The sequence below is a fragment of the Desulforamulus ruminis DSM 2154 genome, assembly GCF_000215085.1.
Classification (GTDB): Bacteria; Bacillota; Desulfotomaculia; order Desulfotomaculales; family Desulfotomaculaceae; genus Desulfotomaculum; species Desulfotomaculum ruminis.
Map to the genome: position 1 here is coordinate 1,262,880 of NC_015589.1, position 21,485 is coordinate 1,284,364.

The 21,485-nt window shown below is 47.6% G+C and carries 27 protein-coding genes and 1 pseudogene; 26 read left to right on the top strand and 2 right to left on the bottom strand.

What is annotated here, in order from left to right:
• Nucleotides 1-107: 107 nt before the first annotated feature.
• From fliS to DESRU_RS06300, 3 genes are read left to right on the top strand one after another with little or no spacing between them, the layout of a single operon-like run.
• A complete protein-coding gene (gene fliS, locus DESRU_RS06290) occupies nt 108-497 on the top strand; it encodes a flagellar export chaperone FliS (protein ID WP_013841274.1) in 390 nt (129 codons plus the stop codon).
• The gene (locus DESRU_RS06295) at nt 487-894 is read left to right on the top strand and encodes a flagellar protein FliT (protein ID WP_013841275.1); all 408 of its coding nucleotides are present in this window, start codon (nt 487-489) and stop codon (nt 892-894) included. Before fliS ends, DESRU_RS06295 begins: the two co-directional genes overlap by 11 nt.
• Before the next feature lie 23 nt (nt 895-917).
• Nucleotides 918-1,292 (top strand): flagellar protein FlaG, encoded by a 375-nt coding sequence (locus DESRU_RS06300; RefSeq protein ID WP_013841276.1) that lies wholly within the window; start codon nt 918-920, stop codon nt 1,290-1,292.
• Nucleotides 1,293-1,331: 39 nt separating this feature from the next.
• Here DESRU_RS06300 and hepT read toward each other — a convergent pair.
• A pseudogene (hepT, locus tag DESRU_RS06305) lies at nt 1,332-1,750 on the bottom strand (type VII toxin-antitoxin system HepT family RNase toxin).
• Entirely contained in the window at nt 1,747-2,142 is a 396-nt protein-coding gene (gene mntA, locus DESRU_RS06310; protein WP_013841278.1) for a type VII toxin-antitoxin system MntA family adenylyltransferase antitoxin, read from the bottom strand. The pseudogene hepT and the gene mntA overlap by 4 nt, the downstream one beginning before the upstream one ends.
• 197 nt (nt 2,143-2,339) lie before the next feature.
• Here mntA and DESRU_RS06315 point away from each other — a divergent pair, with 197 nt between their 5' ends.
• From DESRU_RS06315 to DESRU_RS06425, 23 genes are all read left to right on the top strand, one after another.
• Nucleotides 2,340-3,428 (top strand): DegT/DnrJ/EryC1/StrS family aminotransferase, encoded by a 1,089-nt coding sequence (locus DESRU_RS06315; RefSeq protein WP_041275326.1) that lies wholly within the window; start codon nt 2,340-2,342, stop codon nt 3,426-3,428.
• A 402-nt stretch (nt 3,429-3,830) separates the two neighbouring features.
• Nucleotides 3,831-4,232, top strand: a complete 402-nt coding sequence (gene flgB, locus DESRU_RS06320) for a flagellar basal body rod protein FlgB (protein ID WP_013841280.1) — start codon at nt 3,831-3,833, stop codon at nt 4,230-4,232.
• A 7-nt stretch (nt 4,233-4,239) separates the two neighbouring features.
• The gene (flgC, locus tag DESRU_RS06325; RefSeq protein WP_013841281.1) at nt 4,240-4,677 is read left to right on the top strand and encodes a flagellar basal body rod protein FlgC; all 438 of its coding nucleotides are present in this window, start codon (nt 4,240-4,242) and stop codon (nt 4,675-4,677) included.
• A gap of 13 nt (nt 4,678-4,690) precedes the next feature.
• Entirely contained in the window at nt 4,691-4,981 is a 291-nt protein-coding gene (gene fliE, locus DESRU_RS06330; RefSeq protein WP_013841282.1) for a flagellar hook-basal body complex protein FliE, read from the top strand.
• A 14-nt stretch (nt 4,982-4,995) separates the two neighbouring features.
• Nucleotides 4,996-6,564, top strand: coding sequence for a flagellar basal-body MS-ring/collar protein FliF (gene fliF / locus DESRU_RS06335; RefSeq protein ID WP_238446380.1), 1,569 nt, complete (start codon nt 4,996-4,998; stop codon nt 6,562-6,564).
• A 12-nt stretch (nt 6,565-6,576) separates the two neighbouring features.
• Nucleotides 6,577-7,590, top strand: a complete 1,014-nt coding sequence (fliG, locus tag DESRU_RS06340; RefSeq protein ID WP_013841284.1) for a flagellar motor switch protein FliG — start codon at nt 6,577-6,579, stop codon at nt 7,588-7,590.
• On the top strand, nt 7,574-8,293 hold the full coding sequence (locus tag DESRU_RS06345; RefSeq protein ID WP_238446381.1) for a FliH/SctL family protein: 720 nt from the start codon (nt 7,574-7,576) through the stop codon (nt 8,291-8,293). The genes fliG and DESRU_RS06345 overlap by 17 nt, the downstream gene beginning before the upstream one ends.
• A gap of 4 nt (nt 8,294-8,297) precedes the next feature.
• Nucleotides 8,298-9,629: a flagellar protein export ATPase FliI gene (gene fliI / locus DESRU_RS06350; RefSeq protein ID WP_013841286.1), complete on the top strand. Its 1,332-nt coding sequence runs from the start codon at nt 8,298-8,300 to the stop codon at nt 9,627-9,629.
• Nucleotides 9,630-9,631: 2 nt separating this feature from the next.
• Nucleotides 9,632-10,066, top strand: coding sequence for a flagellar export protein FliJ (locus tag DESRU_RS06355; RefSeq protein WP_013841287.1), 435 nt, complete (start codon nt 9,632-9,634; stop codon nt 10,064-10,066).
• Nucleotides 10,067-10,096: 30 nt separating this feature from the next.
• Nucleotides 10,097-11,326, top strand: coding sequence for a flagellar hook-length control protein FliK (locus tag DESRU_RS06360; protein WP_013841288.1), 1,230 nt, complete (start codon nt 10,097-10,099; stop codon nt 11,324-11,326).
• Nucleotides 11,327-11,338: 12 nt separating this feature from the next.
• Nucleotides 11,339-11,836: a flagellar hook capping FlgD N-terminal domain-containing protein gene (locus DESRU_RS06365; RefSeq protein ID WP_013841289.1), complete on the top strand. Its 498-nt coding sequence runs from the start codon at nt 11,339-11,341 to the stop codon at nt 11,834-11,836.
• 40 nt (nt 11,837-11,876) lie between these two features.
• Nucleotides 11,877-12,164: a TIGR02530 family flagellar biosynthesis protein gene (locus DESRU_RS06370; protein ID WP_238446382.1), complete on the top strand. Its 288-nt coding sequence runs from the start codon at nt 11,877-11,879 to the stop codon at nt 12,162-12,164.
• A 70-nt stretch (nt 12,165-12,234) separates the two neighbouring features.
• Nucleotides 12,235-13,056 (top strand): flagellar hook-basal body protein, encoded by an 822-nt coding sequence (locus DESRU_RS06375; protein ID WP_013841291.1) that lies wholly within the window; start codon nt 12,235-12,237, stop codon nt 13,054-13,056.
• Between the two features lie 46 nt (nt 13,057-13,102).
• Nucleotides 13,103-13,594, top strand: coding sequence for a flagellar basal body-associated FliL family protein (locus DESRU_RS06380; protein WP_013841292.1), 492 nt, complete (start codon nt 13,103-13,105; stop codon nt 13,592-13,594).
• 11 nt (nt 13,595-13,605) lie between these two features.
• Nucleotides 13,606-13,989, top strand: a complete 384-nt coding sequence (locus tag DESRU_RS06385; protein WP_013841293.1) for a FliM/FliN family flagellar motor switch protein — start codon at nt 13,606-13,608, stop codon at nt 13,987-13,989.
• A complete protein-coding gene (gene fliO, locus DESRU_RS06390) occupies nt 13,990-14,427 on the top strand; it encodes a flagellar biosynthetic protein FliO (protein WP_013841294.1) in 438 nt (145 codons plus the stop codon).
• Nucleotides 14,405-15,175, top strand: a complete 771-nt coding sequence (gene fliP / locus DESRU_RS06395; RefSeq protein ID WP_041275327.1) for a flagellar type III secretion system pore protein FliP — start codon at nt 14,405-14,407, stop codon at nt 15,173-15,175. Before fliO ends, fliP begins: the two co-directional genes overlap by 23 nt.
• 13 nt (nt 15,176-15,188) lie before the next feature.
• Nucleotides 15,189-15,458 (top strand): flagellar biosynthesis protein FliQ, encoded by a 270-nt coding sequence (gene fliQ / locus DESRU_RS06400; RefSeq protein WP_013841296.1) that lies wholly within the window; start codon nt 15,189-15,191, stop codon nt 15,456-15,458.
• A 12-nt stretch (nt 15,459-15,470) separates the two neighbouring features.
• Nucleotides 15,471-16,238, top strand: a complete 768-nt coding sequence (fliR, locus tag DESRU_RS06405) for a flagellar biosynthetic protein FliR (RefSeq protein WP_041275328.1) — start codon at nt 15,471-15,473, stop codon at nt 16,236-16,238.
• Nucleotides 16,238-17,299, top strand: coding sequence for a flagellar biosynthesis protein FlhB (gene flhB, locus DESRU_RS06410; protein ID WP_013841298.1), 1,062 nt, complete (start codon nt 16,238-16,240; stop codon nt 17,297-17,299). The genes fliR and flhB overlap by 1 nt, the downstream gene beginning before the upstream one ends.
• A gap of 30 nt (nt 17,300-17,329) precedes the next feature.
• Nucleotides 17,330-19,402, top strand: coding sequence for a flagellar biosynthesis protein FlhA (gene flhA, locus DESRU_RS06415; protein ID WP_013841299.1), 2,073 nt, complete (start codon nt 17,330-17,332; stop codon nt 19,400-19,402).
• Entirely contained in the window at nt 19,399-20,640 is a 1,242-nt protein-coding gene (gene flhF / locus DESRU_RS06420; protein ID WP_013841300.1) for a flagellar biosynthesis GTPase FlhF, read from the top strand. Before flhA ends, flhF begins: the two co-directional genes overlap by 4 nt.
• Complete coding sequence (locus DESRU_RS06425; protein ID WP_013841301.1) at nt 20,618-21,484, top strand: MinD/ParA family protein; 867 nt, start codon at nt 20,618-20,620, stop codon at nt 21,482-21,484. Before flhF ends, DESRU_RS06425 begins: the two co-directional genes overlap by 23 nt.
• Nucleotide 21,485: the final 1 nt, after the last annotated feature.

Consider the following 21,485-nt stretch of genomic DNA (forward strand, 5'->3'; position numbering starts at 1 on the left):
CTGCTTAAGTTTAACAGGTAAAAGCCGAATATCATTAAAGAAAAGATTCCTAATAAAGAGCATTCTGGAAGAATTTTAAAATGGGAAAAGAATGACGGGGGAAGCGTATGGATAAAAATTTGTATCAGAACTATCAGCAAAACGCCGTTATAAGCGCCGCACCGGAAGAACTGGTAACCATGTTGTACAATCGGCTGATAAAGGATATAAAAGTAGCGATAATGGCAGTACAGAAAAGCAATATTGAAGCAGCCAATAAAGCCATCCTGCACGCCCAGGATATTTTAATTCACCTCATGGGCACCTTAAATACCCAAATAGAGGTGGGAAATAGTATGATGCTGATGTACGATTACATGAACCGTCGGTTGGCGGAAGCCAATATAAAAAAGGATAGGGAGATCCTGCAGGAAATTCAGAGCTATGCCGAGGAGATTAAAGATACCTGGGTTACAGCCATGAAGCAGGTGAAAATGGAGAAGGCTCATGGGGCATAGTACATTGAAAGAATACCGGCTCCAGAAAAAAGAGAAGCTGCAAAAAATATATGATCTTACGGTTCGCCAGGGGCGGTGTATTCAGGAAAAGGCCATGGAAGAACTGCACGACCTGCTGGCTGAGAGGCAGGCATTGATGGAGGAAATTGATGCCATTGATAAAGAATTTCAGGTTATTGGTTCTGCCGACAATAGGACTGCTAACGATGTCGGTGAATTCCAGGATTTGCTGATGCACATTATTAAGCTGGATGAGCAGAACCGGAACCATCTGAATCAAGAATTTTCTTCCATAAAACGCAGGGTTGCCGATATAAGGGCGGGGAAACGGGCCAGAAACTCTTATTATCCATCCAGGTCAGCCAATGCCGGTTATTTTATTGATCGCAAAAATTAGGACTGCAGGAGGTGAGACTTAAAATGGTTGATAGCATTGGAAATATTGCAAGCATACCGCAGGAATATTTTCCCACTGCCGGAGGATCCCAGGATGCAGCCCCATTACCCGGAGAAAAGGCTGCAGCGCCGGAAGAGTCCCCCCAAGGGGCAACTGGCCAGGACAGCAAAACTACTGCCGAGCAAATTAAAAATGCCGTGGAAAAAATGAACAAAACCATGGAGACTTATAACACGGAATTACGTTTTAAGCTGCACGAAAAAAGCGGCGAGTATATGATAAAAATCGTCAGTACCAAGGATAATTCGGTGATCCGGGAAATCCCACCGGAGAAAATATTAAATATGGTTGCCTATTTTAAAGAAATGCTTGGTTTTGTGGTTGACAAATTTGCCTGAAAGAAGCCGGTCCAAATCTGGACTGGTTTTTTGCGGTAATTAAAGTTTTTGCATTTTTACAATGATTTGTGTGAAGGTTACAAAATCATCCAAATGATGCTCAATGATTTTTTTTGAAGGATGTCCAGGTTGAGGGAATGGTATTCGTGTACGGCGATATTACGGAAGCCAACCATGGCTTTTAAACGTTTTGTCAGTTCAGTATCGAGGATATTATCCTTATTCAGAAGATCAAAGGCCTGCCGGCTGGTTTGGGGCAAGCCGAGATCCTTCTCAGCTACTATGTGCATGGCCAGATCAATGGCAGCTTCACAAGCTCTTTGTAGATTTAAAATAATGGAATCCTGTTTGGTATAATTTTTTAGATTTTGCGGATTACCGTCGTATTCTTCGTGGATCCTGTTGAGGCAGCGCTTGATAATTTGACTTTTGTTTAAGGCAACATCATCAATAATCATAGGGAACCTCTTTCTACAATTTTTTGCAAAACCGGCTTGCGTTCCTGGTTAAGCCGGGCGTATTTTTTATAAGTAAGGACTTGAAAAAGTCTTTTTTTATTTGTGTCTGAACAGTAAAGTTCCTTTCCCGTATGGAATATCTGGGCCTGAAAAACGGTGGAGGCCTTTGACAGGTCGACTAGGTCTACTTCTTTACCGATTCTGTCTGCAAGCCCCTGGCTGATCACAAAGATTTCATAATCGCTAAAGCATTGCTCACTTAAAAAAGCGATATCAACATCACTGTTTTTTCTCGAAGTTTCTTTTATTGTGGACCCAAATAGAATGATAAAATAGGGAGACAAGTGTTTTATTAAGTAATTTTTAATCAAACAAAGGGTTTTCTCATCCATAATTTATCAATCCTTAAAAATCTGATATTATAATCACACCGTAAGAATTTTACAATGAGATATTTAAATCTAACACCATTATATCTTTGTCGGCTCCCAATGCCAAGTCAAAGGGGCATGGGGTTTTTGATTATTAAAGGGCAGCATAATAGAAAACACAGGTTTATACATAAATGCTAAAAAGGGGTTAGTTACTTATGAATGGAGCAGAAGTGGTAAAGAAGTTTGAAGAAGCCTTTGCCCGACACTTGGGCGTGAAGTATGCCGTGGCTGTTGCCAACGGCACGGCGGCCCTGCACGCGGCCCTATATGCGGCGGGGATCAGCCATAAGGATGAGGTGATTTTATCGCCTTTAGCCCATCCTCAGGTGGCCCATGCCGTTCGCTACTTGGACGGAGTGCCTATTTATACCGATATCGATCCCCGTACAGGCTGTCTGGATCCGGAGCAAATCCGTTGGAGAATTTCGGACAAGACCAAGGCGATTATAGCTAGTCATTATAGCGGTCGTCCCTGTGATTTGGAGGCCATGTCCAAAGTGCTGGAAGGCAGGGAGATTGTTCTGCTGGAGGACGCCTCTCAGACCCTGGGAGGCGTTTATAAAGGCAAAAAGATTGGCTCCATAAGCCCTTTGACGGTTTTTGATTTTTCCTACCCTCAGGGAGTCTATACGGAACTGGGGGGGGTGGTAACCACCCATTCTGAAGAGTATTACCGGTGGTTAACTTTATTTAGAGACACGGGGATGATGTTTAAACTGGAGGATCTAGTAAAAAAGGAGGGACCTTGGCATTTTGAGGCCCAGGAGATCGGTTACAATTACCGGATGACCAGTATGCAGGCTGATATGGGCATTTCCCAGCTTCAAAGGGCTGACGAGATGCAGGAGCGCCGCAGGGAAATTGCCCGGATATATTATGAAGCCCTGAAAGGGACGGAAGAATTGCTGCCGCCACCCTTGCCTGAGAATCATGAACCTGCCTGGTATTCCTTTCCTGTACTTTTGCAAGGAGAGAAAGTAATTGCCGCCAGAAGAAAGATTGTTGAGAAATTATTAGCGCAGGGCATTAAGGCGGATGTTCAATATTACCCGATTTATCTGCACCCCATTTATCTCTGGCAGGGGCATCCGGATGTATGTACCATCGAAGGGCCGCTTTGCCCTAGGGCGGAGGAGTATTATCAAAGGGTCATCAATTTGCCCATATGTCCGGATATGGATCGAAACAGGGTTAATAGAGCTGCAAATGCATTAAAAGAATTGATCGGTCTCATCGGTGGATGATAGAGAATAGGACTTAAGTCCTAAGGAATTTTAGACTATCGCCTCATGGAAAATACTGGACATTCTACCGACTTATAAGTTAAAATACAACAAAACAGGATATAATTTGACAAATTAGTTAAACTGAAATTTTTATAAATGAACAAAGCTAAATATAAAAACGTCTTTACCTACGTAGGAAAATAGGAGGTTTTTATCATATTACAAATCCATTAAATAACTGTAAAAAAATGCATAATATAGCAGGTATGAGCAGGGAAATGGGGAAAAATGTTGAATTTACCTTTTTAGACAATAAAAAACCAAGGATATGATGCAAAATATTAATTTTTAGTAATATTATCGTTTTCTTAGGCCAATAACTTTAATGGAAAAAGAAAAATATACCAAAGGAATGAGGTTATGAATCTTTTTGACAGTCCCATTATAAATGTTTTGCAGAAAGGTCTGGATGCCAGTGCTTTGCGGCAGAGGGTGATTGCCAATAATGTGGCCAATATTAATACCCCGGGATTTAAAAAATCCTACGTGAGCTTTGAAGATCAATTGAAAGCGGCAGTTCAGAGCACTGGAGGGTCTCCTCTAAAAGGAACCCATCCTTTGCATATTGCCACCTCGAACGTTATGGCAGATCCGCAGGTAAAACAAGTGAGGGATACCACCATGCGGTACGATGGCAATAATGTGGATATTGATGAAGAAATGGTCAATTTGTTTAGTACTGTAATTCAACAAGACATTTATGCCCAGGGATTGATGGATCGATTTAGCATTCTGGGCAATGTTATTTCAGGCAGGAGGTAAGTGAACGGTGGGATTATTTAATACCTTTGGCATTAGCGCCTCAGGCATGACTTCGGAACGGTTGCGCTTAGACCTGATTGCCAACAACATCGCCAATATGAATACCGCCAGCCGTCCCAATGACCCGGACAATCCGGTTTATCGCCGCCGGGTTCCCTTGTTCGCCGAACAACTCCGGCAGACTCTATCTCCCGGTGGTGTGGAATCTGCTGGTGCCGGTGTAAAAGTAAAAAGCATCGTTGAAGATCCCGCTCCACCCAGAATTGCTTACGAGCCTACCAATCCTCTGGCCGACGAAAAAGGAAATGTGGCCTACCCGAACATTAATATTGTCAATGAAATGGTGGATATGATTACAGCCAGCCGATCCTATGGGGCCAATGTAACCGCCCTGGAGGCAGCCAAAACCATGGCATTAAAAGCCCTTGAAATATCAAAGGGATAGGAGGTTTTGACAAATGAATATATTGCCGGTCCCCCTGCCGTTGCAGATACCGGAAAACAGCACTAAGGACCAGACACCGGCAGGATTGGGGTTTGGAGAGGCTTTAAAATCTGCGGTGGCCAACCTGAATGAATCACAAACTCAGTCAGACGAAATAATGCAAAAATTTATGGTGGGTGAAATTCAGGATATTCACCAGGTAACCATTGCCATGCTGGAAGCAAAACATACCGTACAGTTGGCTGTGGAAGTTAGAAATAAAGTAGTTGAGGCATACCAGGAAATCTCCCGGATGCAGCTATAATCCTCCTCTGAGGAGTGGTACTGTTGAATTATAAAGACCTGCTGGATAAACTAAAGCAGCGGTGGCAGGGAATCAGTTATAACAAAAAAGTCCTCATTATCCTGGTCAGTGCAATTATCCTGGCGGGTTTAATCTACCTGGTCCAAATCTTGACTCGTACCAACTATGCCATGTTGCTGGGAGATTTGGAAGCTAAGGATGCAGGAGAAATTGTTGCCCAGTTGGAAAGCGAAAAAATTCCATATAAGTTGACTAATCAAGGAAAGACTATTCTCGTTCCTGAAGAACAAGTAGATGACATTCGGATCAAATTGGCCAGCGACGGCCTCTTGACCGGTATGGGGCAAGGATACGAACTGTTCGATAAAAGTAAATTTGGAGCTACCGATTTTGAACAGCAAGTGAGTTATCAAAGGGCGCTGCAGGAAGAACTCCGCCGCACCATAACCAGTGTTGAAGGGGTTGAACAAGCCAGAGTGCATTTGGTTATTCCTCAAAAAAGTGTATTTATTGAGGACGAGGGTACGGCTTCCGCTTCAGTTGTCATTAAGCTGAAACCTAACGCTAAAATTCAACCGGAGCAAGTAAAAGGACTCAATGACTTAATTGTAGGAAGTGTTGAAGGTCTTAAGTCAGAAAATGTACATATTATTGACACAGAAGGCAATGTCTTAAATGACTTTTTAAAGGACCCTTCCGGAACGGCTGACGCTGGAGGTGCTTTTGGCGGCAGTGCAGTGGAACGCCAGCAGCAAATTCGCCGGGCTTACGAGAAGGAGTTGGAAAGTCGGGTCCAGCAAATGCTGGCCAAGGTGCTGGGACCGAATAAGGCTGTGGCCATGGTCTCGGCGGAACTGGATTTCAACCAGCAGCAGACCAACACTACGGAAGTGTTGCAGGGTCCCATTGTCAGTGAACGGCAAACCGAGGAAAGCGGAAGCGATTCCGGTGGCGGAGGAGTGCCGTCCGCTACCACGCAAATGCCCGGCCAGACTATTACCGGTGTGACCGGAACGGGCCAGAACGATTACCAAAAAACCGATGAAATTAGGAATTACCAACATGGCCAAAGGGTGTCGGCTGTAATACAGGCTCCGGGCCAAGTGGTGAGGCTATCTACAGCGGTGGTGCTGGATGAATCTGTAAAGAATCTGGATAGAACCCAATTAGAAGATATTATCTCTGCGGCCATTGGTTTTAATGAGCAGAGGGGTGATCAGATCACCGTATCCGCCATGACCTTTGACCGGAGCGATCTGGAACTGGCGCAAGAGCTGGAAAAAGAAACCCAGCAGCAAAATATAAATGATTTGTATATGATGGTTGGGGCTGCATCTGCCGGACTTCTGATTTTACTGCTGCTACTTGGATTATATCTGCGCCGCCGGAGAAGAAAAGCCCGATTGGCAGAGGTTGGGGAACCGGCTGGTATACCAATTACAGACATGGAACCGGAGGAAGAGGCGCCTGCTCCCAAATGGGAATTGCCGCCTGCCCGGGATAAACATAAGGAATTGAAAGAAATCGCGGAAGAACGTCCCGAGGACCTTGCTCAGGTACTCAAAGTATGGCTGAGGGAATAAGGGGAAATTACCATGCAATATGAGAAATTGAACGGAGAACAAAAGGCGGCGATATTGCTTATATCATCCCTAGGTGCAGATATTTCCTCCAGGATCTTAAAACGGGAATTTGCCGAGGATGAAGTGGAGAGAATTACCGCCTCCATTGCGGAAATGGATAAGGTTCCCAATGAAATTCAGGAACAGGTGGTAGAAGAGTTTGTCTATTTAATCCAAGCCAGAGATTATCTGGTGAATGGTGGTGTGAATTACGCCAAAGAGTTGCTGGAAAAGACTTATGGCTGGGAACGGGGGGCTGAAATTTTAGAGAGGATCAGCTCCACCATGCAGTCTGTTCCCTTCAGTTCTTTGCGTAAAACCGATCCAAGGCACATCTTAAGCTTCCTTCGGGAGGAACATCCGCAAACCATTGCCTTTGTTTTGTCTTACCTGAAACCGGACCAGGCCGCCATGATCCTGTCGGACCTGGATCCTCAGGTGCAGAGTGAGGTGGCCAGACGGGTGGCTATATTGGATCGTATCTCCCCGGATGTAGCCAAAGAGGTTGAAAAAGTTCTGGAGAAAAAACTTTCTTCCGTGGCCCAGCACGACGAAACCGTTGTGGGCGGTGTCCAATGTCTGGTGAATATTTTGAACCGGGTAGACCGGGCCACAGAGAAATTGATTTTCGAGCAGTTGGAGCGGGCTGACCCCAATTTAAGCGAGGAAGTCCGCCGGATGATGTTTATCTTCGAAGATATTGTCAAACTTCATGATATTTCCATTCAAAAAGTTCTGCGTGAAGTGGACAACAAAGATTTGGGTCTGGCCATGAAAGGGGCCAACCAGGAGGTTAATAACCGCATCTACAAAAACATGTCCAAGCGTGCCGCGGATATGTTAAAGGAAGAAATTACCTATATGGGTCCGGTTCGCTTAAAAGAGGTGGAAGAGGCGCAGCAGCGGATTGTAAATGTAATCCGCCGGCTGGAGGAAGCAGGAGAAATTGTCATTTCCCGTGGCGGGGAGGATGCAATTCTTGTATAAAATCATTAAAAGCGCTCCGGTTCAAGAGCAGGACCAAATATTATCATTAAGGGAGCTGTCCTGCTCTAAACCGGATGAAGAAGTGGAACCCGTTTCTCCGGAAGAAGTTCTCTCCCGGGCCAGTCAACAAGCCAATGAAATTATTAGTAAGGCCCAATTAGAGGCAGATGACATTCTTCGCCGCTCTTTAGCAGAAGCCGAGAAGCAGGCAGAACAAATTAAAGAGGAAGCCAGGCAGAGCGGCTGGCAGGAAGGCATTCACTCCGCCCAGACAGAAGCGGACCGTATTAGAGAAGAAGCCCGGGAGGTGCTGAATCAGGCTAAGGAAGCCTATCGCCAAATGCTGGACAAGCTGGAGATGGAAGTCGTTGATTTGGCGGTGGATATTGCCGAACGGGTGGTGATGGTCCAGCTTTCGGTGGAACCCCAGACTATCATGCAAATTGCCAGGGAAGCCCTGGAGGTTGTGAAAAATAGACCTCTGGTGACCATTTATGTAAATGATGCGGACCAGGCCATGGTTGAAAAGGGGCGCAGTCAGTTGCTTCAAGGATTGCCGGCTAAAGTTGAATTGAATATTTTAGTGGACAACGGAGTCCAGCCCGGCGGCTGCCGGGTGGAAACCGATCAAGGACAGGTGGATGCCACGCTGGAAACCCGCTGGCAAGAGGCTTTGAAGGCCCTGTATGGCCGGGAGGAGTGAGTTTATGGAGGTTAAGGTTGATATAAACCTTAATCCCTATAAGGATAGGGTGAACCGGGCCAGGGTCATCAAGCCCATTGGCAAGGTAACCAGGGTCATTGGCCTGATGATAGAGGTTCAGGGAATAAATGCCCGTATTGGGGAAGTCTGCGACATTGTTGTTCAGGGTGAAGCTGAACCGGTTCGGGCTGAGGTGGTAGGTTTCCGGGACCTTTATTCTTTGTTAATGCCGCTGGGAGAACTACGGGGCATTTACCCGGGGTGTGCGGTGGTGCCCAGTGGACACACGCTCACCGTCAAAATAGGTCGGCATTTGCTGGGCAAGGTATTGGACGGTTTGGGCAGGCCCATAGAAAACCATATCCTGAACGGTCAGGGGGAGGAGTATCCGGTGGACAACCGGCCGCCGAATCCCCTAGAACGAAAAAGGATTAATACCATTTTGCCTACCGGTGTAAGGGCCATTGACGGCCTGCTGACCTGCGGCAAAGGCCAGCGCATTGGGATTTTCGCCGGCAGCGGTGTGGGAAAAAGCACTCTGCTGGGCATGATTGCCCGGCACGGCAGCGCCGATGTCAACGTAATCGCCCTGGTTGGCGAGCGGGGTCGCGAAGTGCTGGAATTCTTAGAAGAAGATCTGGGACCTGAAGGAATGGCCCGATCTATTGTGGTGGCAGCCACTTCGGATCAACCGGCCCTGGTAAGGTTAAAGGGAGCCTTTGTGGCCACGGCGATCGCCGAGTATTTTCGGGACCAGGGGCTGGATGTCATGTTAATGATGGATTCCGTAACCCGGTTTGCCATGGCTCAGCGGGAGGTAGGACTGGCTGTGGGGGAACCTCCGGCCACCAAAGGATATACCCCTTCGGTTTTTGCACTGCTGCCCAAGCTGCTGGAACGTTCGGGCATGGGACGGCGGGGTTCGGTTACCGCCTTTTACACCGTGCTGGTGGATGGAGATGACTTGAATGAACCCATTGCAGACGCCGTGCGGGGGATTTTGGACGGACATATTGTATTGAGCCGCTCCCTGGCTTCCCGCAACCATTATCCTTCCATTGATATATTGCAAAGTGTCAGCCGGCTAATGCCGGATATTGCCTCGGAAGAGCACAAAAGCCAAGCCGGCGCTATTAAAGATTTATTGGCTACCTATTTGCAATCCGAGGATTTAATTAATATTGGGGCTTATGTCAAGGGTTCCAATGCCAAAATTGATCTGGCCATGTTGAAGTATGAAGAAATCGTGAACTTTTTAAAACAGTCTCCCACAGAGCACAGCGGTTATGAAGAAACTTTAAATGCTTTAGCCTCATTAGTGTCAGGAGGTAAGTAACCATGAAAAAGTTTCAGTTCCGTCTGGAACAGGTTCTTCAGCAGCGAGTGGCCAAGGAAGAACAAACTTTACTGGAACAGGTTAAGGCACAGCAGGAATGCCTGAACTGCCGGCAAAGTCTGGAGGAGACTCACTATAAGCTGGAAGAAGCCGTGCGTTTTTCCGAAAAGGTGGCTCAACCGGATGAACAGCTTCACTCGTTATTGTACCGGGAGCATTTGCAGTTGACCCTGGACCGGCAAAGCAAGATGCTGGACCGAGCCCAGGAAATACTGGAACTTCGCAGGGAGGCCACCGTAAAGGCCCGGCAGGAACGTATGGTTTTGGAGAAGTTGAAAGAAAAGCAATGGAATCAGTATAAGGAACAGGAAGCCTACCTGGAAAGCAAAGAGATTGATGAATTGGCTACCCTGGGTTATGCCAGGGCCCATCATTAATAAGTTCGACCATGGAAAGGAGGTGAAAAATTGCAAATAACCAAGTTAATTCAACCTCAGGCTCAAAATTCACAGAATGCAACCTCTGGGGAAGCAACTACAGACGGATTTAGCCAATTGTTAATGCTCATGCTGGCAGATGGTCTGCCTAAAGTAGGACAGAACCAGGGAGAAGACCTGCTTTTGGGCCAGGAGAACACAGAAGGGCAGCCGGAAGAAGTTGCTCTGCCGGAAATTTCCCTAGGGGATCAGGAACCGACCGAGGATAACGAGATGGTTTTGGCCCTGGCGGCTGAAGACGTAGGGATAGTTCTTCAACCCAAGGTGCCAGATAACATCATACCCTCTGCTGTAAATCCGGTGCAGGTTTCAGCTACCGTGCCTTCTGCTGAAGCAGCCTCCTTAGGCGATGCAACTTCTGACTCCCGATTGGCATCCGCCCCGACATCCCTTCAGAACGATGCCGCCGGACTGAATCAAGAAGTGCAGGATAACGTTGCTTTAGCCAACACTACTGTTCAACGAAATCCAGGCAACCAAAATAATACCCTTTCCTTTGCTGACGAGATTGCCTTACAGACGGAAGAACCCTCTGTGCCTAATACCGTACTTGCTTCTGCCGGCTCTGCCCAGGGAAATTCCTTGAACCAGGAACAAGGCCAATCCGGAGAACCCTTAACGGATAAGGAAATGACAGTTAGGCAGACAAGTGCAAAGGAAACCCCGGTTCATGCAGAGAAACCCCAAGGAGACCATCTGCTGGTGAAACAGGAGATGCCGATCAAAGGAGCGGAGATAGGCCATAAGGCCTTGGAAACACCGGTTTCCCAAATGCCCTCCCGATTAACGGAGATGGTAAAGAACTTAATGCTTCAGCAGGATCCGGGGCAAACCGTCCTTAAAATGAAGCTCCAGCCGGAGCACCTGGGGGAAGTAACGGTTCAACTGACCTGGAGCAAAGGGGAACTATCCGCCCACTTTATTGCAGCCACCGGAGCAGCCAAAGAAGCGCTGGAATCCTCCTTTCCCCAGTTAAAGCAATTGTTGGCCCAACAGGATGTTCGCCTCAGCGAGGCGGCGGTATTCATGGAGCAGCAAACCGGGCAGTGGGATCAAAATTCCCAGGGAGACGACAACCGTTGGCAAATGAAGGGCAACTTCAAAATGAAAGGCGGATATCCCCTACCCGGAGAGCCGTCGGAACCTGCAAGTTCTTCTCAAATAATTAATACGAATCCCGGCGTTAATATTGTAGTGTAATGGAGGTGCAATATGGCTGTTAATGCAACGGGCAGCAGTAATTCCGATTATTATTATGAAAACAGGCCGCAACGCCAGCCGGTCCAAAATCTGGACAAAGACGCTTTTTTGCAGTTGATGGTTCAACAGTTAAAATATCAGGATCCTACCAGCCCCATGGACACCAATCAGTTTGTGGAGCAAATGGCTACCTTTACCACCCTGGAACAATTAACCAATCTGAATACCAACTTTGAACGAATGTATTCCCTGCAAATGCTTAGCTACGGGTCTTCTTTAATTGGCAACAAAGTGACTTTATTGAATGGTGAGGAGACGATAGAAGGAACTGTGGAAAGGGTTACCATGGGGAGCGACGGAATAAAACTTGTCCTTGACAATGGGAAAACCTATTATTTAGAGCAGGTCATGGCAGTGGAAAGGGGAGAAGCCGATGGAAGCAAAGAGCCTGACACATCAACCGGCGATAACCTTAACCAGCAGGACGACGGCTCAAGCGGTACCACCTAGAAATACAGGCCTCAAAAACAGCAGGCTTTCCTTTGAGGAAATGCTGCAGCGGGAAGTTCATCAACAACCGCAGCCGGTAAAGTTATCTGCTCACGCGGAAAAAAGACTGGCGGAAAGAAATATCTCTTTAACGGAGGCTGACTTCAGTAAAATTAACAAAGCGGTACAGCAGGCCGCAACTAAAGGTTCCAGAGATTCGCTTTTAATCTATGGGGATCTGACGCTGGTGGCCAGTATCACCAACCGGACCGTGGTGACAGCCGTGGACCGCGGGAGCATGTCGGAACATGTTTTTACCAACATTGACAGTGCAGTATTTATAAAATAACCAGCCGGCCCGCAAGGAGGCTGCAGGCTGCCGAATGACGGAGGCAGCCAGTAATAAGGAGGATTTGCGAATGTTAAGATCGTTGTACTCCGGGATTTCCGGGTTAAAAAACCATCAGGCTCGCATGGATGTGGTGGGTAACAACATTTCAAATGTTAATACTACAGGCTATAAATCCGGCCGGGTAAACTTCCAGGATTCCCTGAGCCAGTACTACAGCAATAACCCGGCCATTGGCCAAAACCAGATTGGTACAGGTATGAAGGTGGCCAGTATTAATAATAATTTTACGCAGGGTCCTATGCAAAACACCGGTAGAACACTGGATTTAGCCATACAAGGGGATGCCTTTTTTGGAGTAGCCAATGAAAGCGGTGCCGGAGACCCGGATTATTATACCAGGGACGGAGTCTTTTTCCTCAGCCCAAACGGTGCTAACGGATATTATATTGTCAATTCAGACGGCAAATATCTAACCGGTGTGGATGGTGGGCCCATTACAATTACCGCATCTTCCGGATCAGTTGATATTACGACGCTGAGCATTAGTGAAACAGGAGAGATTGCGGGGAAGGATTCTGAGGGGAATGCTCTAACAGTAAGTCAACCTATTGCCTTATATAGCTTTAAGAACCCTGAAGGTTTAAAAAAAATGGGAGGCAATCTTTATCAGGCGACTGACACTTCCGGAGATAGCAATCCAGTTGATTTAACTGATGCAGACTATAAAGGAACAAACAGCATTGCCTCCGGCTATTTGGAAATGTCTAATGTAGATTTATCTCAGGAAATGGTGGATATGATGGTGACCCAGCGTGGTTTCCAGGCCAATGCCAGAACTATCACCGTTTCGGATACGCTGCTGGAAGAATTGGTAAACTTAAAGAGATAACTGATAACGTAAGTATTTAAATTTTACTGTAAAGGGTGAATCGATCGTGCCGGTACCACCGCAGGAAACAGCTCAAAAGGTGCAGCAACCTCGAAAATTATTTACGCCCAAAATCATCATTGCCATTCTGGTTCTGCTGCTGATGATTGTCGGGGTGGGAGTAGGGGGAGTCATTTACTTCAAAAGCACCAGTTCAGATCACAGGGAAGGACCTGACCCGGAGAAACTTGTAACAGTGAATATGGGCAGCCTTTTAGTGAATCTGGCTGATCCCGGTGGTAACAGCTTTATGCGAATCACCCCGGTTCTGGAATATGAGCAAAATAAAGAGAACAAAAAACTGGGCGAAGAAATAACCAAAAATAAAGTAGTTCTTCAGGATACCATGATCCGGGTCATCCGCAAGAAGAAAATGTCGGATGTACAGCCCCCGGAAAGCATCGACAAAATAGCCCAGGAACTCAAGACGGAAATTAATAAGAATCTCCATGAAGGAACCATTTACAGAATTTACTTTGCCGAATATCTCACTCAGTAAAGGTGATGCAAATGATGACGGAAAAAGAAATTGAAAGTTTTCTGAGTGAGCTGGAAGATGGCAGTGTTAAGAAGGAGGAGGCGGCCGTGAAAAAGGTCCGCTTCCCTCCTTTAGATTCCGCTCGTTCGGATCGGCCCATCAAAACCAGTTTGAACCACCTGGAAGATGTTCATGTGACCCTCAGCGCCGAGTTGGGAGAGAAAGAACTAAAGTTTCGTCAGGTGTTGAATCTGGATGTGGATTCGATTATCTCCCTGGATAAATCCGCCGGAGATACCATCAATATTTTTATTAATGGTAAAAAAACCGCCAAGGGAGAAATTATTGTTGTAAATGACAGTTTTGCTGTCAGGATTATTGAACTGAAACCACCAAAAAACATGGGCGTGAAATAAATGGATAAGGAAATCCTCTGGCTTTTTATCCGGGTACTGGTTCTCCTGCCTTTGATCCTGTTTCTGGCTTATATAACCATTAAATTCGGCTTGGCCCGCAACCGGGTGTTTTCCACCGGGAAAAGATATATGAGGACCGTGGAGAATTTACCCCTGGGTTCCAAAGGGGGACTGACCCTGGTGGAAATCGGGGGACGCTATTATTTATTTGCCCTGCAGGAGGGCAGGATTTCTCTGGTTAAAGAATTTGAATCGCTGCCGGAGCCGTTGTCCTTTGATACCGATGGAACTGCACCTGTTGCCGAGTTTTCAGATGTTTTGTCCCAAAAAATGAAGCATTTCTCACAACAATTATCACAACAGTACCGATCCGGCTGGCGCCGAAAGGGAAAAAGCGGGAGTGGGTGTCCGGAAAGTGACCAGAAAAGGGAAAAATAATTTATTCATTGTGGTTCTAGCCATTTTTTTGGTATTCTTATCAGCGAATGCTGCACTGGCAGAGCCGTTGATTCCGATACCCAATATTAATTTAAACGTTGAGACCGCCGATCAGCCCCAGCAGGTTGTGGACAGTGTCAAGCTGCTGATCTTTTTAACTTTGCTGTCACTGCTGCCGGCTTTCCTGATGATGCTGACTTCCTTTACCCGCATTGTGGTGGTGTTGTCCTTTTTGCGCAGCGCCCTTGGCACCCAGCAAACACCGCCCAATCAGGTGCTTATCGGGCTGGCGTTGTTTTTAACCATTTTTATTATGAATCCTGTCTACCGGGACATTAACCAAAATGCGGTTCAGCCTTATTTAGCCAATCAATTGACTTATGAACAGGCCGTGGACCAGGCGGCTCAACCTCTAAGGGACTTTATGGTGAGACAAACCAGAGAGAAGGACCTGGGATTGTTCCTCAGCGTGGCCAAGATGGAAAAGCCCCAGAATATTAATGCCGTTCCCATGTCCGTGATTGTTCCTGCCTTTATCATCAGTGAATTGAAAACGGCCTTTCAAATCGGTTTTATTTTATTTGTTCCTTTTCTGGTTATCGATATGGTGGTGGCCAGCACCCTGATGTCCATGGGGATGTTTATGCTGCCCCCGGTGATGGTTTCCCTGCCCTTTAAGCTGCTGTTGTTCGTCATGGTGGATGGCTGGTATCTGGTAGTAAAATCCCTGGTGGAAAGTTTCCGGTAGGAGGGCTTAAAGAGTGACGCAAACTTATGTACTTCATCTGGCCCGGGAAGCGTTAATGTTAGTGGTGATCCTTTCCCTGCCTGCCCTGGGGGTGGCCATGCTGGTGGGTCTGATTATCAGCATTCTGCAGGCAACCACCCAGATACAGGAGCAGACCCTTACTTTTGTGCCTAAAATGGTGGCAGTATTTGTAACTCTGATTATTGCCGCTTCCTGGCTTTTAAATATCGCCGTTAATTTTACTACCAGGCTTTATGAGCAGATCCCCAATCTGATCCGCTAGGGGTGCAGTTTGTTGCTGAATTTTGTACTGATCGCTACTTTTTTTCTGGTTTTTATACGGATGGTGTCCTTCATTGCCGTCTGCCCGCTCTTTTCCACAGTGGGCATTCCCCCGCTGACCAAGGCCGGGCTGGCTTTCATTCTGACGGTCCTGATTACGCCCATGGTACAGCCGGTGGACCCGTCCTTTCCCGGAGGCTTATGGGGATTTGCCCTGGTGGTGTTCAGTGAAGTGGGAGTTGGCCTGGCCCTGGGATTGGTTTGCACCTTTGTTTTTAATGTCATTCGAATTGCCGGACAACTGTTGGATTTTCAGATTGGTTTTGCTATGTCCGCTGTTATGGATCCCATGAGCGGTTCCATGAATACCCTGGTTTCACGATTTCTCTTTTTTTTGACCCTGGTTTTATTTTTAATTGTAGACGGCCATCATGGGTTGATCCGGGCTTTGGTTAAAAGTTATGAACTGGTTCCCCTGACCACGGCGGGGATCAACGGGGAAATTTCACTACTGGTGATCCGCATTTTCGCCGACTCCTTTGCCCTGGCTCTGCAGATTGCCGCCCCGGTTATTGCAGTACTGGTCATTACCGATCTGGCCATGGGGCTGGTTGGTAAAACAGCTCCCCAAATGAATATTTTTCAATTGGGGTTTCCCTTGAAAATCGCGGTGGGGGTTTCTTCTTTGGCCATTCTTTTACCGGCTCTGACCTCCGTCTTTAAATTGTTATTTGATACCCTGCAGCGTGACCTCCTATTACTGATGAAAGGATTAGCCTGATGCCAGAAGGTTCTCAGGAAAAAACCGAACAGGCGACGCCCAGGCGGTTGCAGGAAGCCAGGCGTAAAGGCCAGGTGCCTAAAAGCGCCGACCTGAACGGGGCGCTCCTGCTGCTGTCCGCCGCCATCCTTGCCTTACTTTCCAAAGACGCTCTAATTAACCAGACCCAGGCTTATTTTTATACATATTTTAACGGTCTGGTGGCGATTCGGTACAACGACAATCAATTAATCAATTTGTTAATCGACTTTACCTTACATGTTTTTATGATCTTTATACCGCTCTTTATTGCTTTGATGATCATTGCCCTGGGAGCGAACCTTGCACAGGTTGGTTTTTTATTCGCACCGGAAGCCATCAAGTTTAAACCGGAGCATCTCAATCCTATCAACGGGCTAAAAAGAATTTTTAGCGGGCGCTCCTTGTTTGAATTGGCCAAATCCATTTTTAAAATTCTAGTCATCGGGTATGTCATCTATGCAGCAGTTATGGGGGAGTTCGCCAATCTCATGGCCATCTTTCACTCTCCGCCCAAGACCCTGCTCAACCAAGTACTCGAGGTGGCCCTCAAGGTTATTTTATGGGGAGCCGCGGTTTACCTGGGCATTGCGGTTATCGACCTGTTATACCAGCGTTATGCCTTTCAAAAACAAATGCGCATGAGCAAACAGGAAGTAAAGGAAGAATACAAGCAAACCGAGGGGGATCCTCAAATTAAAGGCTGGCTGCGCAGGCGCCAGCGTCAATTGCTGATGAATCTGGTTCGTAAGGAAGTTCCCAAAGCCACCGTGGTGGTAACCAACCCCACTCACTATGCGGTGGCCCTCCTGTATGAAAAGGATATGGACGCCCCCAAGGTAGTGGCCAAGGGAACCGAGGAAGTAGCCAAACAAATTAGGAAAATAGCCCAGGAACATAACGTTCCTGTGATAGAAAAGCCTGAAGTGGCCAGGTTTTTATATGCCAACGTGGAAGTGGGACAGTCGATTCCCATGGAAATGTACCAGGCAGTGGCGGAGATTATCGCCATGGTCTACAGACTGAAGCAGCAGAAAGTTTAATTAAAGATAAATCCGGAGGTTAATACGTACGTGGCAGCACAGACGACAGTGGCAGGAAACCTAAAAAAATATAGTGATTTGCTGGTGGCAGGCCTTGTCATCGGGATTGTCCTGCTGATTATCATTCCTCTGCCCCCGGGGGCGCTGGATTTTTTCTTAACTCTCAGTATGGGCCTGGGCTTGGTTATCCTGCTGATCACCATGTTTACCACCGAACCCCTGCAGTTTTCCATTTTCCCATCGCTCTTACTTGTAACCACGCTGTTCAGACTTGCCCTCAACATTTCCTCCACTCGCTTAATTCTCGGGGAGGGAGCTGCCGGTAAGGTCATTGAAGCCTTCGGTCAGTTTGTTGTAGGCGGCAGCTATGTGGTAGGGGCGGTGGTTTTCATTATTATCACCGTCGTTCAGTTTGTGGTCATTACCAACGGCTCCGGCCGTGTGGCCGAAGTGGCGGCCCGCTTTACCCTGGACGCCATGCCCGGTAAGCAGATGAGTATTGACGCGGACTTAAATTCCGGCTTGATTACCGAAGACGAAGCCAGATATAAGCGGCAGCGGCTGCAAAAGGAAGCGGATTTTTTTGGCGCCATGGACGGTGCCAGCAAGTTTGTGCGCGGAGATGCCATTGCCGGTATTGTTATTATTTTAATTAATATTCTAGGGGGTTTTGTGATCGGCGTCCTCCAGATGGACATGACTATGGCCGAAGCCCTGCAGCGGTTTACCATTTTAACCATTGGGGACGGGCTGGTGGCCCAGATCCCCGCCCTGCTGATTTCCACCGCCACCGGTATTCTGGTAACCAGGGCCACCTCCGATGGGACCTTTGGCAGTGATGTATCCAAACAATTCTTAAATTTTCCCAAAGTGCTGCTGCTGGCGGGGATTATCTTGTTTGTTATTGGTTTAATTCCGGCCATGCCCAACCTGTTATTCCTCTCTATGGCCGCGGCTCTGTTATATTCCGCCTGGCTGCTCGAAAGAGAAAAGAAAAGGAAGGATTATCTGGAGCAGCAGGCTGCGGTCCTGCAATCCCAGCAGCATCAAAAACGGGAACCGGAAAACGTATTTAACTATTTCCAGGTGGATCCTTTGGAAATTGAGATTGGCTATAATTTAATTTCCCTTACCGATGAATCCCAGGGTGGCGACCTGCTTCAGCGGCTGGCTGCCGTCCGCCGCCAGTGCGCTTCGGAAATGGGTATTCTGGTACGGCCCATCCGGATCCGGGACAATATGCAACTGCAATATAACAGTTATGTGATTAAAATTAGAGGGGTTCAGGTGGCCGGCGGCGAATTGATGCCGGGGCATCATTTGGCCATGGATCCCATGGAACAAGACTTAAAGTTTAACGGCATTCCCACCACCGAACCTACCTTTAATTTGCCGGCCTGGTGGGTGGCCGGCGAAGACCGGGAGTTTGTTGAATTAAACGGCTTTACGGTGGTGGATTGCTCTACGGTTTTGGTAACCCACTTAACGGAAATCCTTAAACAGCACGCTCACGAATTAATGGGACGCCAGGAAGTCAAAGAACTGATTGACGTAGTTAAAGAGAAGAACTCCGCCGTGGTGGAGGAACTAATACCGGACATTCTCTCCCTGGGTGAGATTCAAAAAGTACTGCAAACCTTGCTGAAGGAAAAGGTTCCCATCCGCGATATGGTGACGATCCTGGAGGCTCTGGCGGATGGAGCAAGAATCAACAAGGACCTGGACTATTTAACGGAATGTGCCCGTCAAAACCTCTCCAGGACCATTTGCATGAGATATTCCGACGAAAACGGCAAGCTGTCCGTAATTACTTTGCACCCAAAACTGGAGCAGACCCTGCAGGATGCCATCCAGCAGACTCAGTTCGGAGCTTATCCCGTGCTGGAGCCTCAAACGGTGCGCAAGCTGTTGGATAGGTTAAACGCGGTGGTGGAGGATGTGACCATGCGGGGAGCCAATCCGGTCATCCTTTGTTCACCCCGGGTACGATTGCCTTTAAGAAGATTAATTGAAAGGTATCTGCCTAATTTAGCGGTACTATCCTTAAATGAAGTACCGGCTAATCTTGAAGTAGAAGCTGTTGGGACGGTGAGCCTGGATTGAAAATAAAAAAATACACCGTTGAGGATATGCAGCAAGCCATTTACCTGATTAAACAGGAGCTTGGGCCGGAGGCTGTAATTGTCAGCAGCCACAGGGTAAAGGGGCCGGGCTGGATGGGTTGGTTTAAAAAAATGGTGGAGGTTACGGCTGTTTTAGACGATGTGCCGCTACCAACGTCCAGAACCCTGCCTCAGCCCAGAATTCCGGAGCCGGTGCAGATTGAGGCTCCTAAAAGTGCCCCCGTGGCCTACCCGGAGAAATACGCCCTGGTTCGCAGCCAGCCGGCCAATGGCAATCATCCCGCAGGAGGTTTTACCAAAACCCTGCGGCAGGAGACCCGTTTTCAGCCGCTGCTGGATGAATCTTTGCTAAAGATTACCGAGGAAGATTTAAAATCTCAGCAGGTCCTCCTTAGGGAGAAAGAAACCTCCCTTGCGGCAGTGGACAAAGATAATGGCTGGATGGAAAAGCTGCTGGAAATGGATATTCAGGAGGGCTTAGCGGGGGAAATGCTGCAGACTGCCCTGCAGCGGGTTCCGGGAGATGCGCCCGATGATTACGTCCGGCTGGCTCTGGCCAACAGGACTGCGGAAATGCTGGATGCAGCCTACAGCCAAACAGAGGACGCCCGGGTTATGGTTTTTATCGGCCAGCCGGGTGTAGGCAAAACCACCACCATAACCAAGCTGGCCACCCGCTTACAGTTGTTGCAGAACAAGAAAATTGCCTTAATTACCATTTACAATTATCGCTACGGCGCCGCCGACTCGCTGAAGGTATTTGCCGAAACCAGCGAGCTGCCGGTGGAAGTGGTCATGACTCCGGCGGAACTGCGGCAGGCCCTGGAAAAGCACGGCGATAAAGATTATATATTGATTGACACGGTGGGACGAATATCCAAAAACACCGGACAAATATTGGAATTAAAGGGATTCCTGGAAATGGTTCCTGGAGACCCGGATGTATTTCTAGTGCTGTCGGCCAGTACCAAGGACAGGGATTTGTTCCGGACAATTAATGAATTTAAAATTACCAATTTCAATAAATTTATTTTTACCAAATTGGATGAGACAGAAACACTGGGTTCCCTGCTGAATGTTGTCAGCCGCACCGGATTGCCCATCATGTATTACGCCAATGGTCAAAACATACCGGATGATCTTTTCCGGGTTTACCCGAAGAAGTTAGCAAACTTGCTGTTCTGGAGTGCACAGGATGATGAGGGGTCAAGAACTTAACTTAAACGAAGCAGCTTGGAGAGACCGAAACTCCGGAGCCAGAGTCATTGCTGTGGCCAGCGGCAAGGGCGGTGTAGGGAAAACCAATCTGACCGTTAATCTGGCGGTGGAGTTAAGCCGTCGCGGCTACCGGGTGGCTGTATTTGACGCCGATCTGGGAATGGCCAATGTGGAAGTGCTGCTGGGCATTGTGCCTCAATATACCTTGTATGATTACCTTTACCAGGGCAAAAGAATGGATGAAATTCTAGCCTTTTCTCCCTTGAGCGTTCAGGTGATCTCGGGAGGGTCCGGCTTTGTGGAACTGGCCAATTTGGAACCGGAATTATCCGGCAGGTTGGGTCAGGGGCTGCAGGAACTGGACCGGATGTTTGATTTTATCCTGGTAGACAATGGGGCCGGCATATCCAAGACGGTTCTTGGTTTTTTGGCCGCTGCGGATGAAGTCATCATGGTGATTACGCCGGAACCAACCTCCTTGACCGATGGTTATGGGCTGATTAAAGTTCTTTCTAAATATCATGTGCATAACCGGATTATGGTTGTTATTAACCGAGCTTTGGATCAAAGGGAAGCCCAGAGCACCTTTCAGAGGCTGGAATATACGGCGGATAAGTTTTTGCAGGTTCAGTTGGTTAACCTGGGAACCATTCTGGAAGACAAATCCGTTGTGCAGGCTGTTAAAAGCCAAAAACCCTTTATTGTTGGCGCCTCCTCTTCAAGCGCAGCGCAAAGCTTAGCCGGAATTGCCGATTGTCTGGTTTCCGGTAAAAAAGGAGAGGAACCCCAGGGAGCCCAGGGCTTTTTTGGAAAATTAATCCGTTTATTTGGCAGGAGGAGCTGAG